This window comes from Pelosinus sp. IPA-1 (genome assembly GCF_030269905.1).
Lineage (GTDB): Bacteria > Bacillota > Negativicutes > DSM-13327 > DSM-13327 > Pelosinus.
Genome location: NZ_BSVC01000002.1, coordinates 628668 through 647480 on the forward strand (window position 1 = coordinate 628668; position 18813 = coordinate 647480).

The window sequence follows — 18813 nt, forward strand, 5'->3', positions numbered from 1 at the left end:
TATAAAGAGTTAAAGAAAAGCCCCAGTGTTAGGGAAGGAGTTTTTGTAAAATGATCATTGATAATTCAGAGATAAGTAAAGTAATAACTAACATTAGGAAGGTTAATGTTGAGAAAGATAGTCCTTTCATTAATTTATGGCCTAAGTTAGGAGAGATGGAGCTTTTTGGTTTACTCCATAAGGCGGTTAAGAACAAATCCTCTGATATATTAGATTTACATTGCGCAGTTTTGGAAGAACTTACTGCATTATCAATAAGCGGATTAGTATTAACTTTTCTCACGCAGGGGTGGGTAATTCATTGCTTGGAGAAACTTTCAAGCAATGACTATCAATTTAACATTATTGATGGGGTTACTAAGGGTATTCTAAAAGGAGCATTTTGTCTTACTGAGCCGGAATTTGGTTCAGATTATTCAAATCTAAAAACTGTTGGCAGAAATGTTGATGGAGTATGGCAAATTAATGGTACCAAAAAATTTATAACGAATGGAGAGTTTGCTGATTTTTTTATAGTAGCAGCTAATACCGCTATTGATGAAAAAGTTAACATTACTTTTTTCCTTATACCTAAAGAAACACATGGGGTTATAACAAAAGGCCTGAATATCCATGGGAATAACCATGCAGGCATTTCTCAAATAGATTTTAATAACGTAGGGTTGGACAGTAAATACATTCTAGGATCAGTAGGGAATGGTTATCTTATGATGCCACGGTTGTTAAATCATGAGAGAATGGATATTTCCTTATATTGTCAGATAGCGATGAAGCTAGGAATAAAAAGTACAGTGGAATACTTGTGCGATAGGAAGCATGATGAGATGTCACTAATGAATTATCAATTAATACAGCACAGTATGGTTAATAAATATCAAGAATATCAATTGATTAAAAATTATATTACCAATACTGCTAAGTTATTAGTTGAAGGTAAGTCGTGTATAAAGGAAGTTCTAATATCAAAAATCAATTCAACGGAAACAGGAAGACAAATCTTGCAGGACCTTATGCAATTAGAAGGGGCAAATGGATATTTGCAGGATGTTATTTTAGGAACTTTATATTCGGATATTGCACCGCTGTCAAGTGGTGGTGGGTCTAATAACGTTTTACGAAACGCATTATTTAATAATACTAAGATCGGAAAGGGTAGAATAGTTTGGTAGAGATATATTGTTTGAAAGGATTGCTTTTACACGGGATCCCCGAAAATCGAACTCTTCTTCATGATCATTGTTAATTAATATGCTAAATAATGGGATTAGTATTGTTGCTACCTCATAATATTCGAAAGTAACGGTATTACTGTCCTAAAATTCTAATAACCCTGCATTATAACTTCTAAGGCGTGGGTCGGGTGTTCGAATCGCTCCAGGCACAGTAAATATCAATAAATTCAAGCCTTCAAGGGGAATTCAATTAACCTTGAGGGCTTTTCTTGTTTTTCAATAAAGAATAGTTTGGTGGTACTTCTTTTGTTTGTGTGTATAGTAGTCAATGCTAATCAATAGAATTACATCAAATTACAGCGAATAATTACCGCTAACGCGGTTATGGCATTTGTGACACAACAAAAGCATTAGACAAAGTGGAGGGGAGGTAGGCAACCCTGTATCTTGGCTTTTCTGTAAGTTGCTCCATATTTTATCCATCTTCCATTCCCGCCATAATAGATAGATATAAATCTTCCAAAAATCACTATCTATTATGGTGGATAGGAAATGCTAAAATAGAGATCCTATCAGAAGGGGGGGATATTAAAATGGCTGGCGAAGAGACTTTCATTATTAAGAAATTATGGGATGAATTAAGCGGGATAAATATGCATAAAATAAATCGAGCATGTCAGCAGAATCTTCAAATTGGACTAATAGGTTCTTCGGAAATGATTGAGGAAATGATAAAATGGTTAATTAGTTTCCCTTATACCTCCTTGGAATTACCGATAGATGGTAATTATAAGGTATACAATAAAAAAGAGGTAATGAAGCGACTCCTACTTGTTCCCACTTTGGTAGGAGCGGAGATCAATGGAAATTTGATAAAAGCTTCAAATTTTTGTATTGTTGAGCCGTGTCTAGCCGATGCGGTAAAGGAACATCATTTAGAAGTTTATATTTTCGATATCAACGACGCTGGCTTGGCAGCTCAGATATTAGCTAATCATGAAAGGATAAGATTTACCTTATCACATAATTTTCCTGTTTTTCGTCCTGAGCATGCTAAAATTGAAATTCAAGAGACGGCTACTCAAAATGCGGCTTGGGTCTTTATCTCTGCATTACCCAGCTTCTTGCCTGCTCCTCATAAAATGATTGTTGCACCTTTAGAAATATTTGCGGATTTCATTGTTCTTACCGTTAATGAGATCAAGCTAATGTTTGAAATTATAGGTCTGATGGGTGAAAAAATACAATTAAAACATGTGTTAGATATTATTTTATTATTTAGTTTAGCAAAGGCTTCAAAAGAAATTGCTACTCTTATTCTAAGATCAATTCCATATCAATCAGCCTTAGTGGTAAAAGCGGCATTAGCATATGCCTTTACTTGGGCTATTGGTGAAACAATGGTGTTTTTTGTTGTAACAAGACAAAGAGTTAGTTTAGATTTCGTTATAAGGAGAATGAGGCATCATTTTAAACAGGGATTAGTTCGAGCGACTTGCTTGGAAGAAAAGAAAATGACTAATTGAACACGGGATTTTCCTTTTTGATAACCAGCCGGTACTGTAATTTAATAATCGATAGTGGAAATAATTCTCAGGGTTTAATTTCCACTACTTTTCAATATTAATTATGGACATATTAGTATTGGGGAGGTGATAAATATGAGAAAAGAATGTAAACAAGAAGAACAACGTAAAGAAAACAAAAACCTCGAGTTTGCAAAAGAAATTGCTAACAATGAAAATAGAAGAAAAGAAGAACAAAAAAGACAAAAAGATTGTTAAAATAACGAAGGTGGCGAAAGCCACCTTTTACTATTATTTAGGATTAAAAGACATTTTGGGGGCGATAGATTGAACCGAATTGTTTTAGTAGGAAAACTAGACATGGATGCAGAAATGCCAAAATTGATGTTAGGCGATCGTGATCTATGGAGTATGTTAGATGAGTACTTTTTAGATGGGAGCACAGTTAAAATATCAATTGAAGAAATTGATTAACGCAAAAACCGCCCAGATGGCGGTTTTTTTGTCCTTACTATATTATTTCCTGGTAATAAGTAATCAAGAAGTCGATTCACAATTAAGAAGCTTGAAACATAGCATACATGGAAGGGCGATTGCTTGGACTGAAACCAAGAAAAAGGAGGGCGTTAAATATGGGGATTTCCAACGAGTTGCAAATTATTATCTGGGCTGTAGGGGCACTTTTGTCGGTCAATGTATTAGCAATGACACTTTTCGTGATATTTGCAAAAATGCAGGACAGTAGACTAAAACTTGCTATCCGGGGTATAATTTTACTACTAGATGAATTTGCTGATCAAATGGAAAATGAAGAGAAACGGTCTCGAGCTATACAACAAATTAATGAAATTTTAGGTTGGCAAAAGATTTTAATTCCAACGGGGCTAATTGGCTGGATTATTGATTCGGAGGTTGCCGCAATTCGTAAAATGCAGCAATCAACAGAAACTCTCGATTTGCATGAGGATAGGAATGCGATGAGGAAAGTAACTCTGCTAGAACTTAATCAGCTGGCTTTACAGAGCAAAAGCGAACTATGGTCTGCAGCGCAAAGCGTGGGGCGAGATGTAAAGTTATATCTTCATTGGTCAGCCGGGCGTTATGGACAATTTTTTGATGAGTATCATATCAATATTGATAAGGATGGTAGTATTTATGTAAGTAGTGGTAATTTACATACAATTAAGTCTCATACATATAAACGTAATACAGGTGCAATTGGTATATCGCTAGCTTGCTGTTACAATGCCACAACAGAAAGCCTTGGATATCAGCCTCCTACAGAAATGCAGATTGAAGCAATGAGTCAAGTAATCGCTGTATTATGCAAAGCATTGGATTTGACAATTGATATTTACCGGGTAATGACACATGCAGAGGCTGCTAATAATATGGATGGCCTTAATCCAGATTATGAAGTTAACGGATATCCCGATGGGAAATATGGACCTGGCTTTAGTTGGGAACGCTGGGACTTGTGGTTTATGCCAGGTGTTCCTAAAGGAGAAGGCGGTAATGTTTTGCGAGGAAAAGCAATCTGGTATCAACAACAAGGGGTTGGCATATTCTAACTAATACCGAACCAGTATATGTTTCGGAGTGAATTATTTAGTGCTGCCTATGTATTAAAAGATATAATCCTTACCCAATATATCGATAAGGAAACGAAAACCGATGGAGTCGTACTGTGTTCTTAAATTAAAAATAAAGGCTTCCCTCCAGTAAAAACTGAGTTGGAAGCTTTTTTGTTTAGAGCCTTTCCGGTTAACATTATCATTGAGAGCCAAACTGGCAAAAGATTCATTTCACTAGGTCAATTTTTTACTGTAGGCAGGATTCTACAAACAAAATAGGAAATAATAAAAAAGTATAGTTTTTTTGAAAGATAAGGAGTGGTAATAATGAAAATTGCTAAGAGTTTGACAGATTTAATTGGTAACACGCCCTTGCTAGAACTTAGTAATTATAACGGAACTAAGAATTTAAATGCAAAGGTAATTGCTAAACTAGAATATTTTAATCCCATGGGCAGTGTAAAAGATAGGGTAGGCTATGCCATGATTGTAGATGGAGAGGAAAAAGGGCTAATTCGTGAAGGGACTGTCATTGTTGAGCCTACTAGTGGTAATACAGGAATTGGCTTGGCTTTCGCCGCTACAGCAAAAGGTTATAAGCTAATTTTGACTATGCCAGATACGATGAGTATTGAGAGAAGGAATTTATTGAAGGCGTTAGGGGCTGAAATAGTCTTGACTCCAGGTACTCAGGGCATGAAGGGGGCTATTGCTAAGGCGGAAGAGTTACTAGAGGAATTTCCTAATTCCTACATGCCTCAACAATTTAAGAATTTAGCGAACCCTGCAATTCATCGTAAGACGACGGCACAAGAAATTTGGCAAGATACAGAAGGACACGTAGACATTTTTGTTGCTGGTGTAGGCACAGGTGGTACTATAACAGGTGTAGGTCAGGTATTGAAAGAAAAGAATCCAGCGGTTAAAATTGTAGCCGTTGAACCAAGTGATTCGCCTGTATTATCTGGAGGAAAGCCAGGTCCACATAAAATACAAGGCATTGGTGCAGGTTTCGTGCCAGACATATTCAATCCCGCAGTGGTTGATGAAATTATCAAGGTAGAAAATCAAGACGCTTTCAAAACTGCTAGAGACTTAGCTAAAGTGGAAGGGTTGTTGGTAGGAATATCCTCTGGTGCGGCGCTTTTTGCTGCGACTCAATTAGCCTTGCGCCCTGAGAATAAGGGGAAAAGTATTGTTGTACTCCTACCTGACACCGGAGAAAGATATTTATCTACTCCTTTATTTCAGGAAGAGTAATTGAATCTGACAAGATACTTCAAAAACATTTTAAATAACAGTTGACATTATTAATTAAAACAAGTATACTTATTCAAGTAAGGCAAACAAAAATCGACTCCGTAGCCCAGCTGGATAGAGCGCTTGACTACGAATCAAGAGGTCGCAGGTTCGAATCCTGCCGGGGTCACCATATTAGGTCATTAGAACGCTTGAAGAATTCTTCAAGCGTTTTTTTTATATGTAATGTTAAATGATATAGTGAGTTTAAAAAATATATATATTTTCTAAGTTTATACGCTTTTTTACGATAGTTACGGGAAGGAAATTGTAAAAATAATTAGAATAATATAGGAGGACAAAAAGAACTCGAAGAAAATAGTTTTATGTAGTAAGGAGGAGTTTTATGTTAAGACAACGGAGCTTAAAAACACAATTAGTTATATTCTTTATTTTATTTGCAGTTATTCCTGCCGCGGTTGGCGGAGCAATCAGTATCTATATGAATGTTACATCGACTAAAAATTCAGTAATACAAAGTAATAGTAACACCAGTGTCCAGATTGCAAAGCAAATTGAAATTATGCTAGATGATTCAAAAGGAATGACGGAAGGGTTGGCAGCCAGTCCAGCGGCACGTTCTCTGGATGGTGCGGTTATCCGTGACATGATCGTAAATTTTCAACAAAAAAACCCTCAGTTTGAGCTTATCTACGTAATGGATAAGAGTGGCATGCAGATTGCGCGGACTGCAGGTACATTAGCAAATCGTGGCGATAGGCCTTATTTTGTTGAAGCCATGAAGGGCAGTACATTTTTCACAGATGTTTACATATCATCTTTTACCAATGCGCCTAGTGTAACAATTTCTGTACCAATCAAAGATGCTGCAGGGAAAAGTATTGGTGTTTTTGCTGCTGACATTGGCTTGCAGGCTTTATGGTCGATTGCTGAGAATGTTAAGGTGGGAAAGAATGGTTATGTTGAAATCGTTGATCATAATGGTGTGGTCATAGCGTATCCGGATCATGAGAAAGTCTTAAAGAAAGAAAGTTTTGCTGAATTAGAATATGTAAAAAAAGTAATAGGTGGGCAAACTGGCTCTATTGATGCTGTGTCAAGTCGTGGTGACACAACAATTAGTACCTTTTCCCCGGTGAATAAATATAAGTGGGGAGTTATTGTAAATGAACCACTTAAAGATGTTCATAACGTAGCTGTATCTGCATCATATATCCTTATGGCAATTTTACTTATATCTATATTGCTTGCAGCAGTAACGGCGTTTTACATAGCTCGTAGCATTGTTTCTCCACTACAAAAGGTAGTTGATTCGGTTCAATTAGTAGCTAAGGGAGACTTATCCCAGGCACTTGTTGCCGAAGGGGCTCTAGAAGTAAACCAATTGGTTCGGGGCGTAAATCATATGACGTCTGCCTTGCGGGAGATGATCAGTCATGCTTCATCAGTTTCTGAGTCAGTAGCGGCTTCGGCTGAGGAATTGACAGCATCAGCCACCGAAGTAGGACGTGCTTCCGAAGAAGTAGCAACTACCATTCAGGATGTAGCGCAAAGTGCTACAAACCAAGTAACGTTATCGGATGAGTCAGCCGCCATCATGATGGAAATGCAAAATGGTATTGCTGATGCTGTAGAAGCTGCCTGTGACGTTTCAGGGGCCTCTGAACGCAGTGAACAATCTGCTGAACATGGCTTAAAACAAGTTAGTCATGCTGTTATGCTAATGAGCAGCATTCAGGAGGATGTAGGTAACGCGGCTCAAAAAATAAATGCGCTTGGCGAAAAATCGCGACAAATTGGCCAAATTGTTGAGGTTATTACCAATATTGCAGGCCAAACCAATCTATTGGCGTTAAATGCTGCGATTGAGGCAGCAAGAGCTGGTGAACAGGGGCGTGGTTTTGCAGTTGTAGCAGATGAGGTGCGTAAACTAGCAGAACAATCTCAAGAAGCAGCTAAGGAAATCGCTGAAATTATTGGCGCTATTCAAAGTGAAACAATTCAAGCGGTAGAAGCGATGGATAAGGGAAGCCACGAGGTAGTAGAAGGTGTTAAGGTAGTTTCAGCATCTAAGGTTGCCTTTGAAGAAATTTATGTAGATGTTAAAGAAATGCGAAAACGAGTAGAAAAAATTCTTGTATTAATGGATAATCAACTAAGTGGAAGTGGACAGGTTGGTCAGTCGATTAATGGTATTGCGGATGCATCTAGAACGAATGCAGCTAGTTCTCAAGAAGTAGCGGCAGCCAGTGAAGAGCAAAACGCTTCAGTGCATGAAATTGTAACAGCTGTTTCTGGTTTAGCAACTATGGCCAGCGAGTTACAAGAAGTTGTGCATAAATTTAAAGTTTAAAATCTTGTAACGCTTTGACCACAAGAACACACATTGCGCTAGCGCGCTGATAAAAGCGCTCTAGAGAGCTCTGGTGTTTTTGTGGTTTTTCTTTTTGAAGCTTTCTTTATAACTTTCCAATAAAATAAGTGACTATTAAGATATTGATACTTCTTCGAAAACATTCATCCATTTGGTGAGAAAGTGAGTATTTACAAGAAATAACGATATTAAAAGAGTTATAATGACATAAATTATGATAATCGCGGTTGTTATATTATAAGAAGTCTGTTATATTAATAAAGTTGCTGTTGCGAGTTAGCAAAAACAACATGTCAAAGCAAAAACAACTTAAAAAAAAGTTGAAAAAAGTGCTTGACATAACAACGATAACGTGGTAAAATAAATCTTGTCGCTAGGGAATGTTGAAAAACATTTAAAGATAAAATATGGTGGCTGTGGTGAAGCGGTTAACACGGCGGATTGTGGTTCCGTTATTCGAGGGTTCGATCCCCTTCAGCCACCCCATTGAATATCTAGCAAAAGCACGTAGGGGTATAGCCAAGTTGGTAAGGCACGGGACTTTGACTCCCGCATCCGTTGGTTCGAGTCCAGCTACCCCTGCCATTATGGTTCACTAGCTCAGTTGGTAGAGCACCTGACTTTTAATCAGGGTGTCCCGCGTTCGAGCCGCGGGTGAGCCACCATTTAACTTAATTATGCGGGAGTGGCGGAATGGCAGACGCACCAGACTTAGGATCTGGCGCCGCAAGGTGTAGGAGTTCAAGTCTCCTCTCCCGCACCATCAAAAGTTCAAGGCTTTCAGGGATTATCCTGAGGTCTTTTTATTTTTCCTACGGCCTTATGTAAAATAAGGCTTTTATTTTTTGTTAAGAGGAAAGAAAAATACATTTTGGTTTTCTATGAATTTTTACCGCAAGCCAAACATTTGGTTCTTAACTGAATATAATACAGGGAGCAGGAGAGTTTTTGTGCACTGAAGACTCTTACATTGTTCAGAAATATAAATTTACTCAAATTTAAAAGGGAGTGGGATAATGGGAGAGCATTTTGCTAGAAATTGTTGGAGTGAACTAATTTGGCAAAAAGGGCAGCGAGCCGAAAAAAGAGCAAAGGAGTTACTTGGTTTTCAGATAAATCAAGTAGAGCCTAATACAAAAATAATCCTAGATCTATCTGAAGGTTTAAATACAGGGAAGTTAAGTAAGCTAATACGATGGCTAATTAAGTAATAATTCCTTTATATTTTACATAATGAATTAAATTGAACCCTGCTTGGGGAGGATGGAAAAATAAGACTTTCTCATCTTTCTCAAACAGGGTTTAATTTTATATAAAAATGTGAAAATTTCGAACAAAACTAAGAATTTTGTAGGGAATTACCAAAATACGTCGAAGTAAATTGTGATGTAGCTGTGGGAAGGACGAAAATGCTATGAAAAAACAGAAGCCTTTATTTAGTTTACAGACAACAATTGCAGTATTCGCTTGTATTGTTGTTGCCTTGGCATTATTAGTAACCGATATTATTATTAATGAGAGGATTGCGGAAAATGCTCGTATCAATTCGTCAGAGGAAGCAATCGAAATTGCACGTATTGTTGCCAATACTCCTTTAATAATGGAAGCGTTAACTGGCAATAGAGATGAAAGTGAGATTCAGGTATTTACCGAGAAAGTTTTGAGCGTAAGCGAAGTTCGATTTATTACAGTGATGGACATAAATCGAATTCGAAAATCACATCCTAATCCTGAAAAAATAGGAGAATACTATGAAGAAGAGGATGCCAATCTTGTTTTTGAAGGACAAGAAACTACGTCTGTAAACAAAGGGTCACTAGGAGTTTCTTTGCGTGCTTTTTCACCGATTTTTGCGCCTGATGGCAAGCAGGTTGGAGCTGTACTTGTCGGAGTTATGATGGAAAGTATACAAGCCTCAGTAGATGATAGTCGATCAGGAATCTATGGTGGTGTTGGAGTTGGGATGCTAGTAGGTGTGCTAGGGTCCTTAGTATTAGCCCGCAGAATAAAGAAAATTTTATTTGGCTTAGAACCTTTTGCCATCGCCAAAATATTTGAAGAACGCAGCGCCATGCTGCAATCAGTAAGGGAAGGTATTTTGGCAGTTGATAAAGATTCACGTATGACCATTGTCAATGAGGCAGCGATTAAGCTTTTTCAACAAGCAGGTATTAGTGATAATCCCATTGGGCAGAAGGTCGATGAGTATGTACCAAATACACGTTTGCAGAAGGTTTTAGAGACGGGAGAAGCTGAATTAGATCAAGAGCAGGATCTTAATGGGATTACAATTCTAGCTAATCGTGTTCCTATAATTGTAGATGGTGAAATTGTTGGAGTTATTGCCACTTTTCGTGATAAAACGGAAATGAGACAGATGGCGGAAAGGCTCACGGGCGTTAGTATTTATGCAGAGGCTCTACGGGCACAGACCCATGAATTTATGAATAAATTGCATGTTATTCTTGGGATGGTTCGTTTGGGAGACTATGATCGATTAAATAATTATGTAAATCAAATTGCTAGTAGATATCAGGCTGAAGTTGGTTCTTTAGTTAAAAAAATTAAAGATCCTGTATTGGCGGGTTTTATTATTGGAAAAATTAGCTTAGCTAGAGAAGCTGGTATAACAATGGCAGTGTCCGAAGATAGTTTTTTACCTGAACCAGCTGAACCAGAGGTAGTTCATGAATTGATCACAATAATTGGAAACTTGATAAATAATTCTTTGGATGCAGTAGAAACATCAATATGTAAGTGTATAAATATTGATTTTTCATGGGATAACGATATTTTGACAATTGAGGTGAGTGATACTGGTTCAGGAATTGATGAGGGAGTAAAAAATAAAATTTTTGCACAAGGATATTCGACAAAGGGGACTAATCGTGGGTTAGGGTTGTATTTAATTCAGAGGAGTTTAGAACGACTTGGTGGGCAAATCACTGTCATCTCAGAGGTAGGCCATGGTGCATTATTTAGAGTAATATTACCCTATTGGAGTAAGGAGGGATATTTTGATTAAAGTTTTGATTGTAGATGATGATCCGATGGTAGCAGAATTTAATCGTCGCTATGTAGAATTAGTGGAAGGATTTAAAATTGAAGCGATTGTTCATTCAGCTAATGAAGCACTTGAGATTTTGAATAAGGTTGATGTCGACTTAATTTTATTAGATATTTTTATGCCAGGTATGAATGGTTTGGACTTATTAATTCAACTTAGGCAAGTAGGTAAAGGCGTTGATGTTATTGTTATTACGGCTGCCTGTGATAGACATAGTATAAAAAAAGCTTTGCAATTTGGAGCTGTAGATTATATCATTAAGCCTTTCGAATTTGAGAGACTAAATTCAGCATTACTTGCTTATAAAGGTCTTGCAAACTTAATGGAGGATCAGGATCGATTAAGTCAGGTAGAATTGGATCAATGTGTACTATATAAGGAACAACCTTTGTCCATGCAATTGCCGAAAGGGATTGACAGGAATACCCTGAATGTAACATGGGAACAAATAAAAGAGTTAGATCGAAGTCTTTTTTCAACAGAGGAAATGGCTAAGTATATTGGAATATCACGAGTCTCTATGCGTAAATATTTGGAGTTTCTAAGGCAGATAGGTTCTTTGAAGCTAGAACTCATCTATGGAACTGTAGGGAGACCTGTTTATAAATATCGATGTGTAAATTCAGTGAATAATCATATAAAACGGTATTTATAGTTTTTGCAACGTTCGGATTTATTGTTTGTTTTTACTTTTTTGTAACGTAATAAAATATTTCGATGATGTTAAATCTTCTTTATATATTATAAACCGACCGTAAGGTCGGTTTATTTATTTGTGATTTACTTTACTTACTTTATTAACTTTAATTACAGAGTTGTTTTAGAAGTTACATAAACTAGCAAATATTCTGTAAATTGTGTATTTTTAAATAGACAAGAAAATACAAAAAATTCAATTACCTGAGGGGAGGATAGCTGGTAAATTGGACGGCATATTGTATTAAGTTAAAATCAGCTGGAGGTGGAATATTTGTCTACAACACTTGAGAAAATCCAAGAAATGCAAAAGTACAGTGACAAAATCATGGCAGGTGGCGGTGCTAAACGTATTGAAAAACAACATGCCGCAGGTAAGATGACTGCTCGTGAGCGTATTGAAAAGTTATTAGATTCAAATACATTTGTGGAGCTTGACCGATTTGTAACTCACCGTTGTACTAACTTCGGTATGGAGAAGCAAGAAGCTCCGGGCGAAGGTGTGGTAACAGGCTATGGTACGATTGAAGGTCGCTTAGTGTATGTATTTGCACAAGATTTTACTGTAGTCGGTGGTTCCTTGGGGGAAATGCATGCTGCTAAAATAGTCAAAGTACAGAGACTTGCTGTAAAAATGGGTGCTCCTATTATCGGCATTAATGACTCTGGCGGTGCACGCATTCAAGAGGCAGTAGATGCGCTTTCAGGATATGGAAAAATCTTCTATGAGAATACCTTAGCATCTGGAGTCATCCCTCAGATTTCAGTTATTATGGGACCGTGTGCTGGCGGTGCGGTTTATTCTCCTGCGCTGACGGATTTCATTTTCATGGTAAAAAATACGTCACAGATGTTTATTACTGGACCACAAGTAATTAAGTCGGTAACAGGTGAAGAGGTTACAGCTGAGGAACTTGGCGGGGCTATGGCTCATAACAGTATTTCTGGGGTATCACATTTTGCTGCAGAAAATGAAGAGGACTGCCTTAATCAGATTAGAAATCTCCTAAGCTTTTTACCTGCTAATAATCTTGATAATGTTCCTCTAATACAAACGACCGATGATTCCAACCGTATGGAAGACAGTTTGGTCTCAGTTATTCCAGATAATCCAAACCAACCTTATGATATGAAAGATGTGATACAATCCATTGTTGATAATGGGCAATTTTGTGAAGTTCATGAACATTATGCACAGAATATTATCACATGCTTTGCGCGTTTTGAAGGTAAGACAGTTGGGATTATTGCTAACCAGCCGAAAGTAATGGCAGGTTGTCTTGATGTCAACTCATCGGATAAGTCTGCTAGATTTATTCGGTTCTGCGATGCTTTTAATATTCCTCTTGTAAACTTAGTGGATGTCCCCGGTTTCCTTCCTGGTACAGACCAAGAATTTAATGGGATTATAAGACATGGTGCAAAAATGCTTTACGCCTATTCAGAGGCAACTGTACCCAAAATTACAGTGATCTTACGTAAAGCCTATGGCGGTTCATATTTAGCAATGTGTTCTCAGGATCTGGGTGCCGATCAAGTATTGGCGTGGCCTAGTGCCGAAATTGCAGTAATGGGTCCTGCTGGTGCAGCAAACATTATTTTCCGAGGTGATGCTGAGGTTGCAGCAAAAACGGAAAAATATATAGAAGAGTTTGCCACCCCTTATAAAGCAGCTGAACGTGGTTTTGTTGACATTATTATTGAACCTCAACAAACCAGACCCTATATTATTACATCTTTAAGTATGCTTGAATCAAAACGTGAAACGCGCCCAGCTAAAAAACATGGGAACATACCCTTGTAATTGGTATAAAAGGAGGTGCAAAGATGGGGATGTTTTCATTCTTGTTTGGTGAGGATAAATCAAAACGTAAAAAGGAAAAAGATACCTCACAAGAAATAGCTAGCACTAAAACAGAAGAAGCACAACAGTTATCATCTGATGCGATAAGTCCCGAAATTGTAGCTGTAATCGCTGCTGCAGCGTATGTCATGTTTACTGCAGAAAATCCAGGTATTTCTTTTAAAATTAATCGCATAAGTAATGCATGGGCCGCAACGGGCCGTCAAAAGTTAATGGATGCTCGTAGTTTTCCCCAATCTTAAATAGGAGGTATTTAGAACATGAATAAAATGGATCTTACAATTAGTATCAACGGAGTTTCTTATTTGGTGGAAGTTGAAAAAACAGGTGGAACCGGAGCTACAGCTTTTTCTGCAGCAGCCGCTACTACTACGGCAGCAGCTACCCCTGCAGTAACCGCTGCTCCTGCTCCTACTCCTGCTGCTCCTAAAGCAGCGCCTGTACAGGTTGCTGCCGCTGCTGGTGATACAACCATTCCAGCTCCAATGCCTGGTAAAGTAAGTAAAGTAAATGTTAAAGTCGGAGATAAAGTTAAAAAGGGCGATGTACTTATAATTCTTGAAGCCATGAAGATGCAGAATGAAATTGCTTCACCAGTAGCTGGTACTGTAAAGTCAGTGAATACAAACAATGATGATAATGTTAAACCTGGACAAGTCTTAATAATTATAGGTAACTAGATCAAGAAATTTGATGCACAACATTTACAATAGTGCATCAGACTTGGAATTTTTTATACACGATATAAGGAGGAATAGCAATGGAGTCTTTATTATTACAGTATCCTTGGTTAGATGAACTGCTTATGGGATTTATTGGCTTGACATGGAAGCATGTGGTTATGTGGGGCATTAGTGCTTTGCTTATTTATCTTGCTGTAAAGCGCGACTATGAACCTGCCTTACTTTTACCGATTGGCTTTGGTGCTCTATTGGCCAATATTCCACATTCGTCAGCTATTTCACAGGTGGTGGGAGAAGAAGGATTTCTATGGGTCTTATACAAGGGGGGCATTGCCAATGAATTGTTCCCTGTACTGATATTTGTCGCTATTGGTGCCATGTGTGATTTTACACCGCTAATTAGACGACCTATCGTAATGCTGTTTGCTGCTGCAGCTCAAGTAGGAATTTTTGCTACAGCTATTTTTGCAACTTTAATGGGATTTTCTTTTGAGCATGCAGCTTCGATCGGTATTATAGGTGCTGCTGATGGTCCTACAACAATTTATGTTGCTAGCCGTTTTGCTCAAGAATTGCTAGGGCCATTATCAGTTGCAGCCTATTCTTATATGTCATTAGTTCCCGTTATTCAGCCGCCTGTTATCAAGGCTTTAACAACGGAAGCGGAACGCAAGATTAAAATGGGCTATTCGGATGAAGATCCGGTTTCGCAAACGACTAAGTTTTTATTCCCTGTTATGATTACGCTCATTGCAGGTATCGTAGCTCCTATATCCGTTGCACTAATTGGTAGTTTGATGTTTGGGAATATTATTAAGGTTTCAGGCGTGGTCGACAATCTTTCCAATGCCGCGCAAAATGAGCTAGCAAATTTGGTAACCTTACTCTTAGGTATTACTATCGGGGGTACTATGTCCGGTGACAACTTCTTAACTGTACAGGTAGCAATGATTATGGGGCTTGGTGCAGTTGCCTTCGTCTTCGATACTGCAGGTGGAGTATTATTTGCAAAATTATTAAACCTATTTAGCAAAGAGAAAATTAACCCTATGATTGGTGCGTGTGGTATTTCCGCTTTCCCAATGTCAGGTCGGGTTATTGCTAAAATGGCATTAAAAGAAGATCCAACCAACTTTATCATCCAGCATGCAATTGGGGTTAATGTGGCTGGGCAGGTAGCATCAGTTGTAGCTGGTGGCTTAGTACTAGCACTAATACCTGCGTTAACCAAATAAAAAGTGAGGTGTTATTCTAATGGATGGAGCATTTTTAAAAGCGGTCACTATGATGGGGATTGCGCTACCAACAATGTTTGTTGTTATTGGTGTCTTTATGTTGGCAACTACATTATTGCATAAGGCTTTTCCAGCGGGTGAGGATGAAGACTAAATATTGAAGTGAAAATTGAGCGGCAGTCATTATGAGTTAAATCTAAAGACCATTTAGGATCGGTTTTTTAAAAAAGGAAAATAATGATACAAGGAGGATTACTTCTATGTTTGAAATGTCTACCGCAGCCATTGCTTCATTAATTGGCGTTATCATTGTTGTTGGTATATCCATGTATAATGAAGATTTAAATGTCGGCATCGTTGCTATCGCTTTTGGTATTGGTATTGGTGCTATTTTTGCAGATCTTTCCGCTGTTAAGGTTATGCAAGCATGGCCGCTTGACTTATTCATGGTATTAACGGGTGTAACATTCCTATTTGGTATTGCCACAACCAATGGGACTATGGAAAAATTAACTGCCAATGCCATACGGTTGGCAAAAGGTAATACGGCATTGATTCCCCTAATTATTTTCATGTTAATTACAATTATAACGACCATTGGTCCTGGTAACATTGCGACAGTAACGCTGATGGCACCTGTAGTTATGTCCATTGCTAGTCGCATAGGCATGAACGCCTTTTTAATGACCCTCCTTGTTGTAGGAGCGGCAAATGGTGCAGCCTTCTCGCCGATTGCTCCTACTGGTATTATTGCCAACTCTTTTCTAGTCAAAATGGTACCCCAATTAGACGCAATGGGACAACATTTGGGTGACCTAAATATGTTAGCTTGGAAAATTCATTTAAATTCTGAAATTGCTCAAGTTGTTGGCAACGTTGGTGGTTTTATGGCACTTGGCGGTTGGGCGTGGATAAGAAGACAACGTCATTCTACTTTAAGTATTGATGACATTGCGCCAAAACCAGAGCCTTTTAACAGAAGCCAATGGATGACTCTTGGTTGTGTAGGGATATTAATCCTTTTAGTTATTCTACCAAGTTTAGCAGTGACCAAAAGCTTATTTAGCCCAACGATAATGAATCTTATTGGTACTGGTAAAGCAACAAATGTAGGAGCTGTCGCCTTCTTGCTTTCTACGGTTCTTTTGATTGCCAACGCTGGAGACAGTCAAGCTGCTGTTAAATCAATTCCTTGGTCTGTTATCATCATGGTAGGCGGTATGGGAATTTTAATTGATGTTATGGACAAGGCTGGTGGATTAAATGCTCTCGTAGGTATCATTGCTGCCATATCAAATCCAGTTAGTGTCAACGGTGTATTGGCTTTGGTAACCGGTATTATTTCAGCCTATTCAAGTTCTTCCGGAGTGGTAATGCCAATGTTCTTGCCGCTAGTGCCAGGTTTAATTGATCAACTGGGCGGTGGTAATGCCATATCCATGATTTCCTCCATTAATGTTGGTTCTCATATGGTTGATACTTCACCACTGTCGCTTTTCGGTGCAATTTGTATTGCTTGTGCTGATGAGAAGGAAGATAAGGGTAAGTTATTTCGTCAGTTGTTAATTTGGGGATTCTCCATGTCTGTGGTTGGTGCTGTTCTTTGTTACGTATTTTTCGGATTGCTTGGTTTATAATTCCTCCTTGCTCTCCATTCTGGTTTCATTCTGAATGAAGTTATTACTTACAAAGGGGGAGGGTGCTGAAACAAATGTTTCAACTCTCCCCCTTTTATCTAAGAATATCTGTGAGGGGATGCTAAAATGAACAGATTACGAGTAACATCCACATCTACAAGAAAAAATACAATTATAATGATGGTTGGAATCACATTTTTTGCAGTATTATTAACCTTAAATATTATAAAACTAGTTACGATGAATATCTTTCAGCCACTAGAATTTGCCTTCGATGCTCTTTTCTTAGTCGTGTTATTTAATCGCATAAACGCAAAATATACTTGCGAGATGTATGATAAATGTTTGGTTTTTAATAAATCCAGTCTTTGGGGTAAAAAACGGTATGATATATTTTATCCTTCAATAATAGGAATTTATAAATATCAGCCTAAACTTGTAGAAATTACGAAGTTTCGCAGAACCTATAGGCTCCATTCAGCCCTGGATGCAAGTGATGTTTGGACCATTGCATATACAGTTACTACTACAAATGGTAAAAAAGAAAATTGCCGAATTTATTTCAAGCCCGGAGATTTATTTTTAGGTGAACTTCATAGAGTGCTACCGGGTAAAGTGACAATAAATGAGGAAAGAGTGATTCTTGCTGATTTAGGCAGGATCTAAATGATTCCTCAGATTATGTAGTTCCCATTTTATAAATGTTTGGAGGAAAATGTTAAAATGATTGATATCAAAGATCGTGTGCGTAACAAAGCGCTTCATGCCAAAATCGTAACCGCAGAGCAGGCTGCAGCGATTATTAAGCCGGGGATGAATATCGGAACTAGTGGATTTACACCATCTGGCTACCCAAAAGCTGTACCAATGGCTCTAGCTGAAAGAATCAAGAAAGATCATTTTCAAATCAACCTTTGGACTGGTGCGTCAGTCGGTAAAGAGCTCGATGGCGCATTAGCAGCAGTAAATGGGATTAATAAACGATTACCTTATCAAACTAATAACGAAATCCGTAAGTCACTGAATTCCGGTGGCGTTAAATATTGCGATTTGCATTTAAGCGAAACAGCACAATTGTCTAGATATGGATTTTTGGGCGGTAAAGTGGACGTAGCCATTGTAGAAGCGTGTGCGATTACCGAAGAAGGCCATATCATACCAACGACGTCCATGGGTAACTCTGCATCTTTTGTGCAAAGTGCTGACATTGTTATTGTTGAAATCAATACATCCCAGCCATTGGCTCTTGAAGGTATACACGATGTGTACATTCCTCTTGATCCTCCTCATCGCCAACCCATTAACATTGTCAAAGCAGATGATCGTGTAGGAACTCCATATATTCCATGTGGTTTGGACAAGATAACTTATATTGTTCCTTGCGACATTCGTGATGATGTTCGTGATTTAGCGGCGATTGACGACGATGCTAGAGCCATGAGTGCTCATTTTATTGAATTTTTGAAAGCTGATATTAAAGCAGGACGTATGCCAAAAGGACTTTTACCGTTACAATCCGGTGTAGGATCGGTAGCCAATGCGGTTGTCAGTGGTTTTGCTGCATCCGATTTTACTGATTTAGAAGTGTATACCGAAGTCATCCAAGATGGAATGCTAGACTTAGCGGATGCTGGGAAGTTAAAGTTCGCCTCAGGTACTTCTTTCTCACCATCACCTGCAGGTCTTGAAAGATTCTACAAAAATATTGATTCCTATCGCAAAATC

18 protein-coding genes and 5 tRNA genes are annotated in these 18813 nt (G+C 38.1%); all 23 read left to right on the plus strand.

Annotated elements, in window-relative coordinates; all coding sequences use genetic code 11:
• Positions 1–50 precede the first annotated feature (50 nt).
• On the plus strand, positions 51–1169 hold the full coding sequence (locus QSJ81_RS06705) for an acyl-CoA dehydrogenase family protein (protein ID WP_285716637.1): 1119 nt from the start codon (positions 51–53) through the stop codon (positions 1167–1169).
• A 596-nt stretch (positions 1170–1765) separates the two neighbouring features.
• On the plus strand, positions 1766–2698 hold the full coding sequence (locus QSJ81_RS06710) for a hypothetical protein (protein WP_285716638.1): 933 nt from the start codon (positions 1766–1768) through the stop codon (positions 2696–2698).
• A 135-nt stretch (positions 2699–2833) separates the two neighbouring features.
• Positions 2834–2956 (plus strand): hypothetical protein, encoded by a 123-nt coding sequence (locus QSJ81_RS06715; RefSeq protein ID WP_285716639.1) that lies wholly within the window; start codon positions 2834–2836, stop codon positions 2954–2956.
• Positions 2957–3025: 69 nt separating this feature from the next.
• Positions 3026–3172 (plus strand): hypothetical protein, encoded by a 147-nt coding sequence (locus tag QSJ81_RS06720; RefSeq protein WP_285716640.1) that lies wholly within the window; start codon positions 3026–3028, stop codon positions 3170–3172.
• A gap of 158 nt (positions 3173–3330) precedes the next feature.
• A complete protein-coding gene (locus tag QSJ81_RS06725) occupies positions 3331–4269 on the plus strand; it encodes an N-acetylmuramoyl-L-alanine amidase (RefSeq protein ID WP_285716641.1) in 939 nt (312 codons plus the stop codon).
• Positions 4270–4596: 327 nt separating this feature from the next.
• Entirely contained in the window at positions 4597–5532 is a 936-nt protein-coding gene (gene cysK / locus QSJ81_RS06730; RefSeq protein ID WP_285716664.1) for a cysteine synthase A, read from the plus strand.
• Positions 5533–5627: 95 nt separating this feature from the next.
• Positions 5628–5704, plus strand: a tRNA-Arg gene (locus QSJ81_RS06735).
• Positions 5705–5917: 213 nt separating this feature from the next.
• Entirely contained in the window at positions 5918–7885 is a 1968-nt protein-coding gene (locus QSJ81_RS06740; protein ID WP_285716642.1) for a methyl-accepting chemotaxis protein, read from the plus strand.
• A gap of 431 nt (positions 7886–8316) precedes the next feature.
• Positions 8317–8392 (plus strand) — tRNA-His (locus tag QSJ81_RS06745).
• 23 nt (positions 8393–8415) lie between these two features.
• Positions 8416–8491 (plus strand) — tRNA-Gln (locus QSJ81_RS06750).
• A gap of 4 nt (positions 8492–8495) precedes the next feature.
• Positions 8496–8571 (plus strand) — tRNA-Lys (locus QSJ81_RS06755).
• A 14-nt stretch (positions 8572–8585) separates the two neighbouring features.
• Positions 8586–8669: transfer RNA gene (locus tag QSJ81_RS06760), tRNA-Leu, on the plus strand.
• Positions 8670–8922: 253 nt separating this feature from the next.
• Positions 8923–9117 carry a hypothetical protein gene (locus QSJ81_RS06765; RefSeq protein WP_285716643.1) on the plus strand — a complete coding sequence of 65 codons (195 nt, stop codon included), beginning with the start codon at positions 8923–8925 and terminating at the stop codon, positions 9115–9117.
• Positions 9118–9320: 203 nt separating this feature from the next.
• Positions 9321–10931: a DcuS/MalK family sensor histidine kinase gene (gene dcuS / locus QSJ81_RS06770; RefSeq protein WP_285716644.1), complete on the plus strand. Its 1611-nt coding sequence runs from the start codon at positions 9321–9323 to the stop codon at positions 10929–10931.
• Positions 10924–11628 carry a response regulator gene (locus QSJ81_RS06775; protein ID WP_285716645.1) on the plus strand — a complete coding sequence of 235 codons (705 nt, stop codon included), beginning with the start codon at positions 10924–10926 and terminating at the stop codon, positions 11626–11628. Before dcuS ends, QSJ81_RS06775 begins: the two co-directional genes overlap by 8 nt.
• A gap of 315 nt (positions 11629–11943) precedes the next feature.
• On the plus strand, positions 11944–13473 hold the full coding sequence (mmdA, locus tag QSJ81_RS06780) for a methylmalonyl-CoA decarboxylase subunit alpha (RefSeq protein WP_285716646.1): 1530 nt from the start codon (positions 11944–11946) through the stop codon (positions 13471–13473).
• Between the two features lie 23 nt (positions 13474–13496).
• Positions 13497–13775: a hypothetical protein gene (locus QSJ81_RS06785; RefSeq protein WP_285716647.1), complete on the plus strand. Its 279-nt coding sequence runs from the start codon at positions 13497–13499 to the stop codon at positions 13773–13775.
• An 18-nt stretch (positions 13776–13793) separates the two neighbouring features.
• Positions 13794–14213: a biotin/lipoyl-containing protein gene (locus QSJ81_RS06790; RefSeq protein WP_285716648.1), complete on the plus strand. Its 420-nt coding sequence runs from the start codon at positions 13794–13796 to the stop codon at positions 14211–14213.
• Between the two features lie 80 nt (positions 14214–14293).
• Complete coding sequence (locus QSJ81_RS06795) at positions 14294–15451, plus strand: sodium ion-translocating decarboxylase subunit beta (protein ID WP_285716649.1); 1158 nt, start codon at positions 14294–14296, stop codon at positions 15449–15451.
• Positions 15452–15470: 19 nt separating this feature from the next.
• Complete coding sequence (locus QSJ81_RS06800; protein ID WP_285716650.1) at positions 15471–15605, plus strand: hypothetical protein; 135 nt, start codon at positions 15471–15473, stop codon at positions 15603–15605.
• A gap of 106 nt (positions 15606–15711) precedes the next feature.
• Positions 15712–17088, plus strand: a complete 1377-nt coding sequence (locus QSJ81_RS06805) for an SLC13 family permease (protein WP_285716651.1) — start codon at positions 15712–15714, stop codon at positions 17086–17088.
• Positions 17089–17214: 126 nt separating this feature from the next.
• Entirely contained in the window at positions 17215–17754 is a 540-nt protein-coding gene (locus QSJ81_RS06810; protein ID WP_285716652.1) for a hypothetical protein, read from the plus strand.
• A gap of 57 nt (positions 17755–17811) precedes the next feature.
• The coding region (locus QSJ81_RS06815) for an acetyl-CoA hydrolase (protein WP_285716653.1) at positions 17812–18813 on the plus strand (1002 nt) is incomplete at its 3' end.

Bases quoted from the DNA above. Each gene is read 5' to 3' on its own strand.
- QSJ81_RS06705 (WP_285716637.1), top strand. From the start codon at position 51: ATGATCATTGATAATTCAGAGATAAGTAAAGTAATAACTAACATTAGG.
- QSJ81_RS06710 (WP_285716638.1), top strand. From the start codon at position 1,766: ATGGCTGGCGAAGAGACTTTCATTATTAAGAAATTATGGGATGAATTA.
- QSJ81_RS06715 (WP_285716639.1), top strand. From the start codon at position 2,834: ATGAGAAAAGAATGTAAACAAGAAGAACAACGTAAAGAAAACAAAAAC.
- QSJ81_RS06725 (WP_285716641.1), top strand. From the start codon at position 3,331: ATGGGGATTTCCAACGAGTTGCAAATTATTATCTGGGCTGTAGGGGCA.
- QSJ81_RS06740 (WP_285716642.1), top strand. From the start codon at position 5,918: ATGTTAAGACAACGGAGCTTAAAAACACAATTAGTTATATTCTTTATT.
- QSJ81_RS06765 (WP_285716643.1), top strand. From the start codon at position 8,923: ATGGGAGAGCATTTTGCTAGAAATTGTTGGAGTGAACTAATTTGGCAA.
- dcuS (WP_285716644.1), top strand. From the start codon at position 9,321: ATGAAAAAACAGAAGCCTTTATTTAGTTTACAGACAACAATTGCAGTA.
- QSJ81_RS06785 (WP_285716647.1), top strand. From the start codon at position 13,497: ATGGGGATGTTTTCATTCTTGTTTGGTGAGGATAAATCAAAACGTAAA.
- QSJ81_RS06790 (WP_285716648.1), top strand. From the start codon at position 13,794: ATGAATAAAATGGATCTTACAATTAGTATCAACGGAGTTTCTTATTTG.
- QSJ81_RS06795 (WP_285716649.1), top strand. From the start codon at position 14,294: ATGGAGTCTTTATTATTACAGTATCCTTGGTTAGATGAACTGCTTATG.
- QSJ81_RS06800 (WP_285716650.1), top strand. From the start codon at position 15,471: ATGGATGGAGCATTTTTAAAAGCGGTCACTATGATGGGGATTGCGCTA.
- QSJ81_RS06805 (WP_285716651.1), top strand. From the start codon at position 15,712: ATGTTTGAAATGTCTACCGCAGCCATTGCTTCATTAATTGGCGTTATC.
- QSJ81_RS06810 (WP_285716652.1), top strand. From the start codon at position 17,215: ATGAACAGATTACGAGTAACATCCACATCTACAAGAAAAAATACAATT.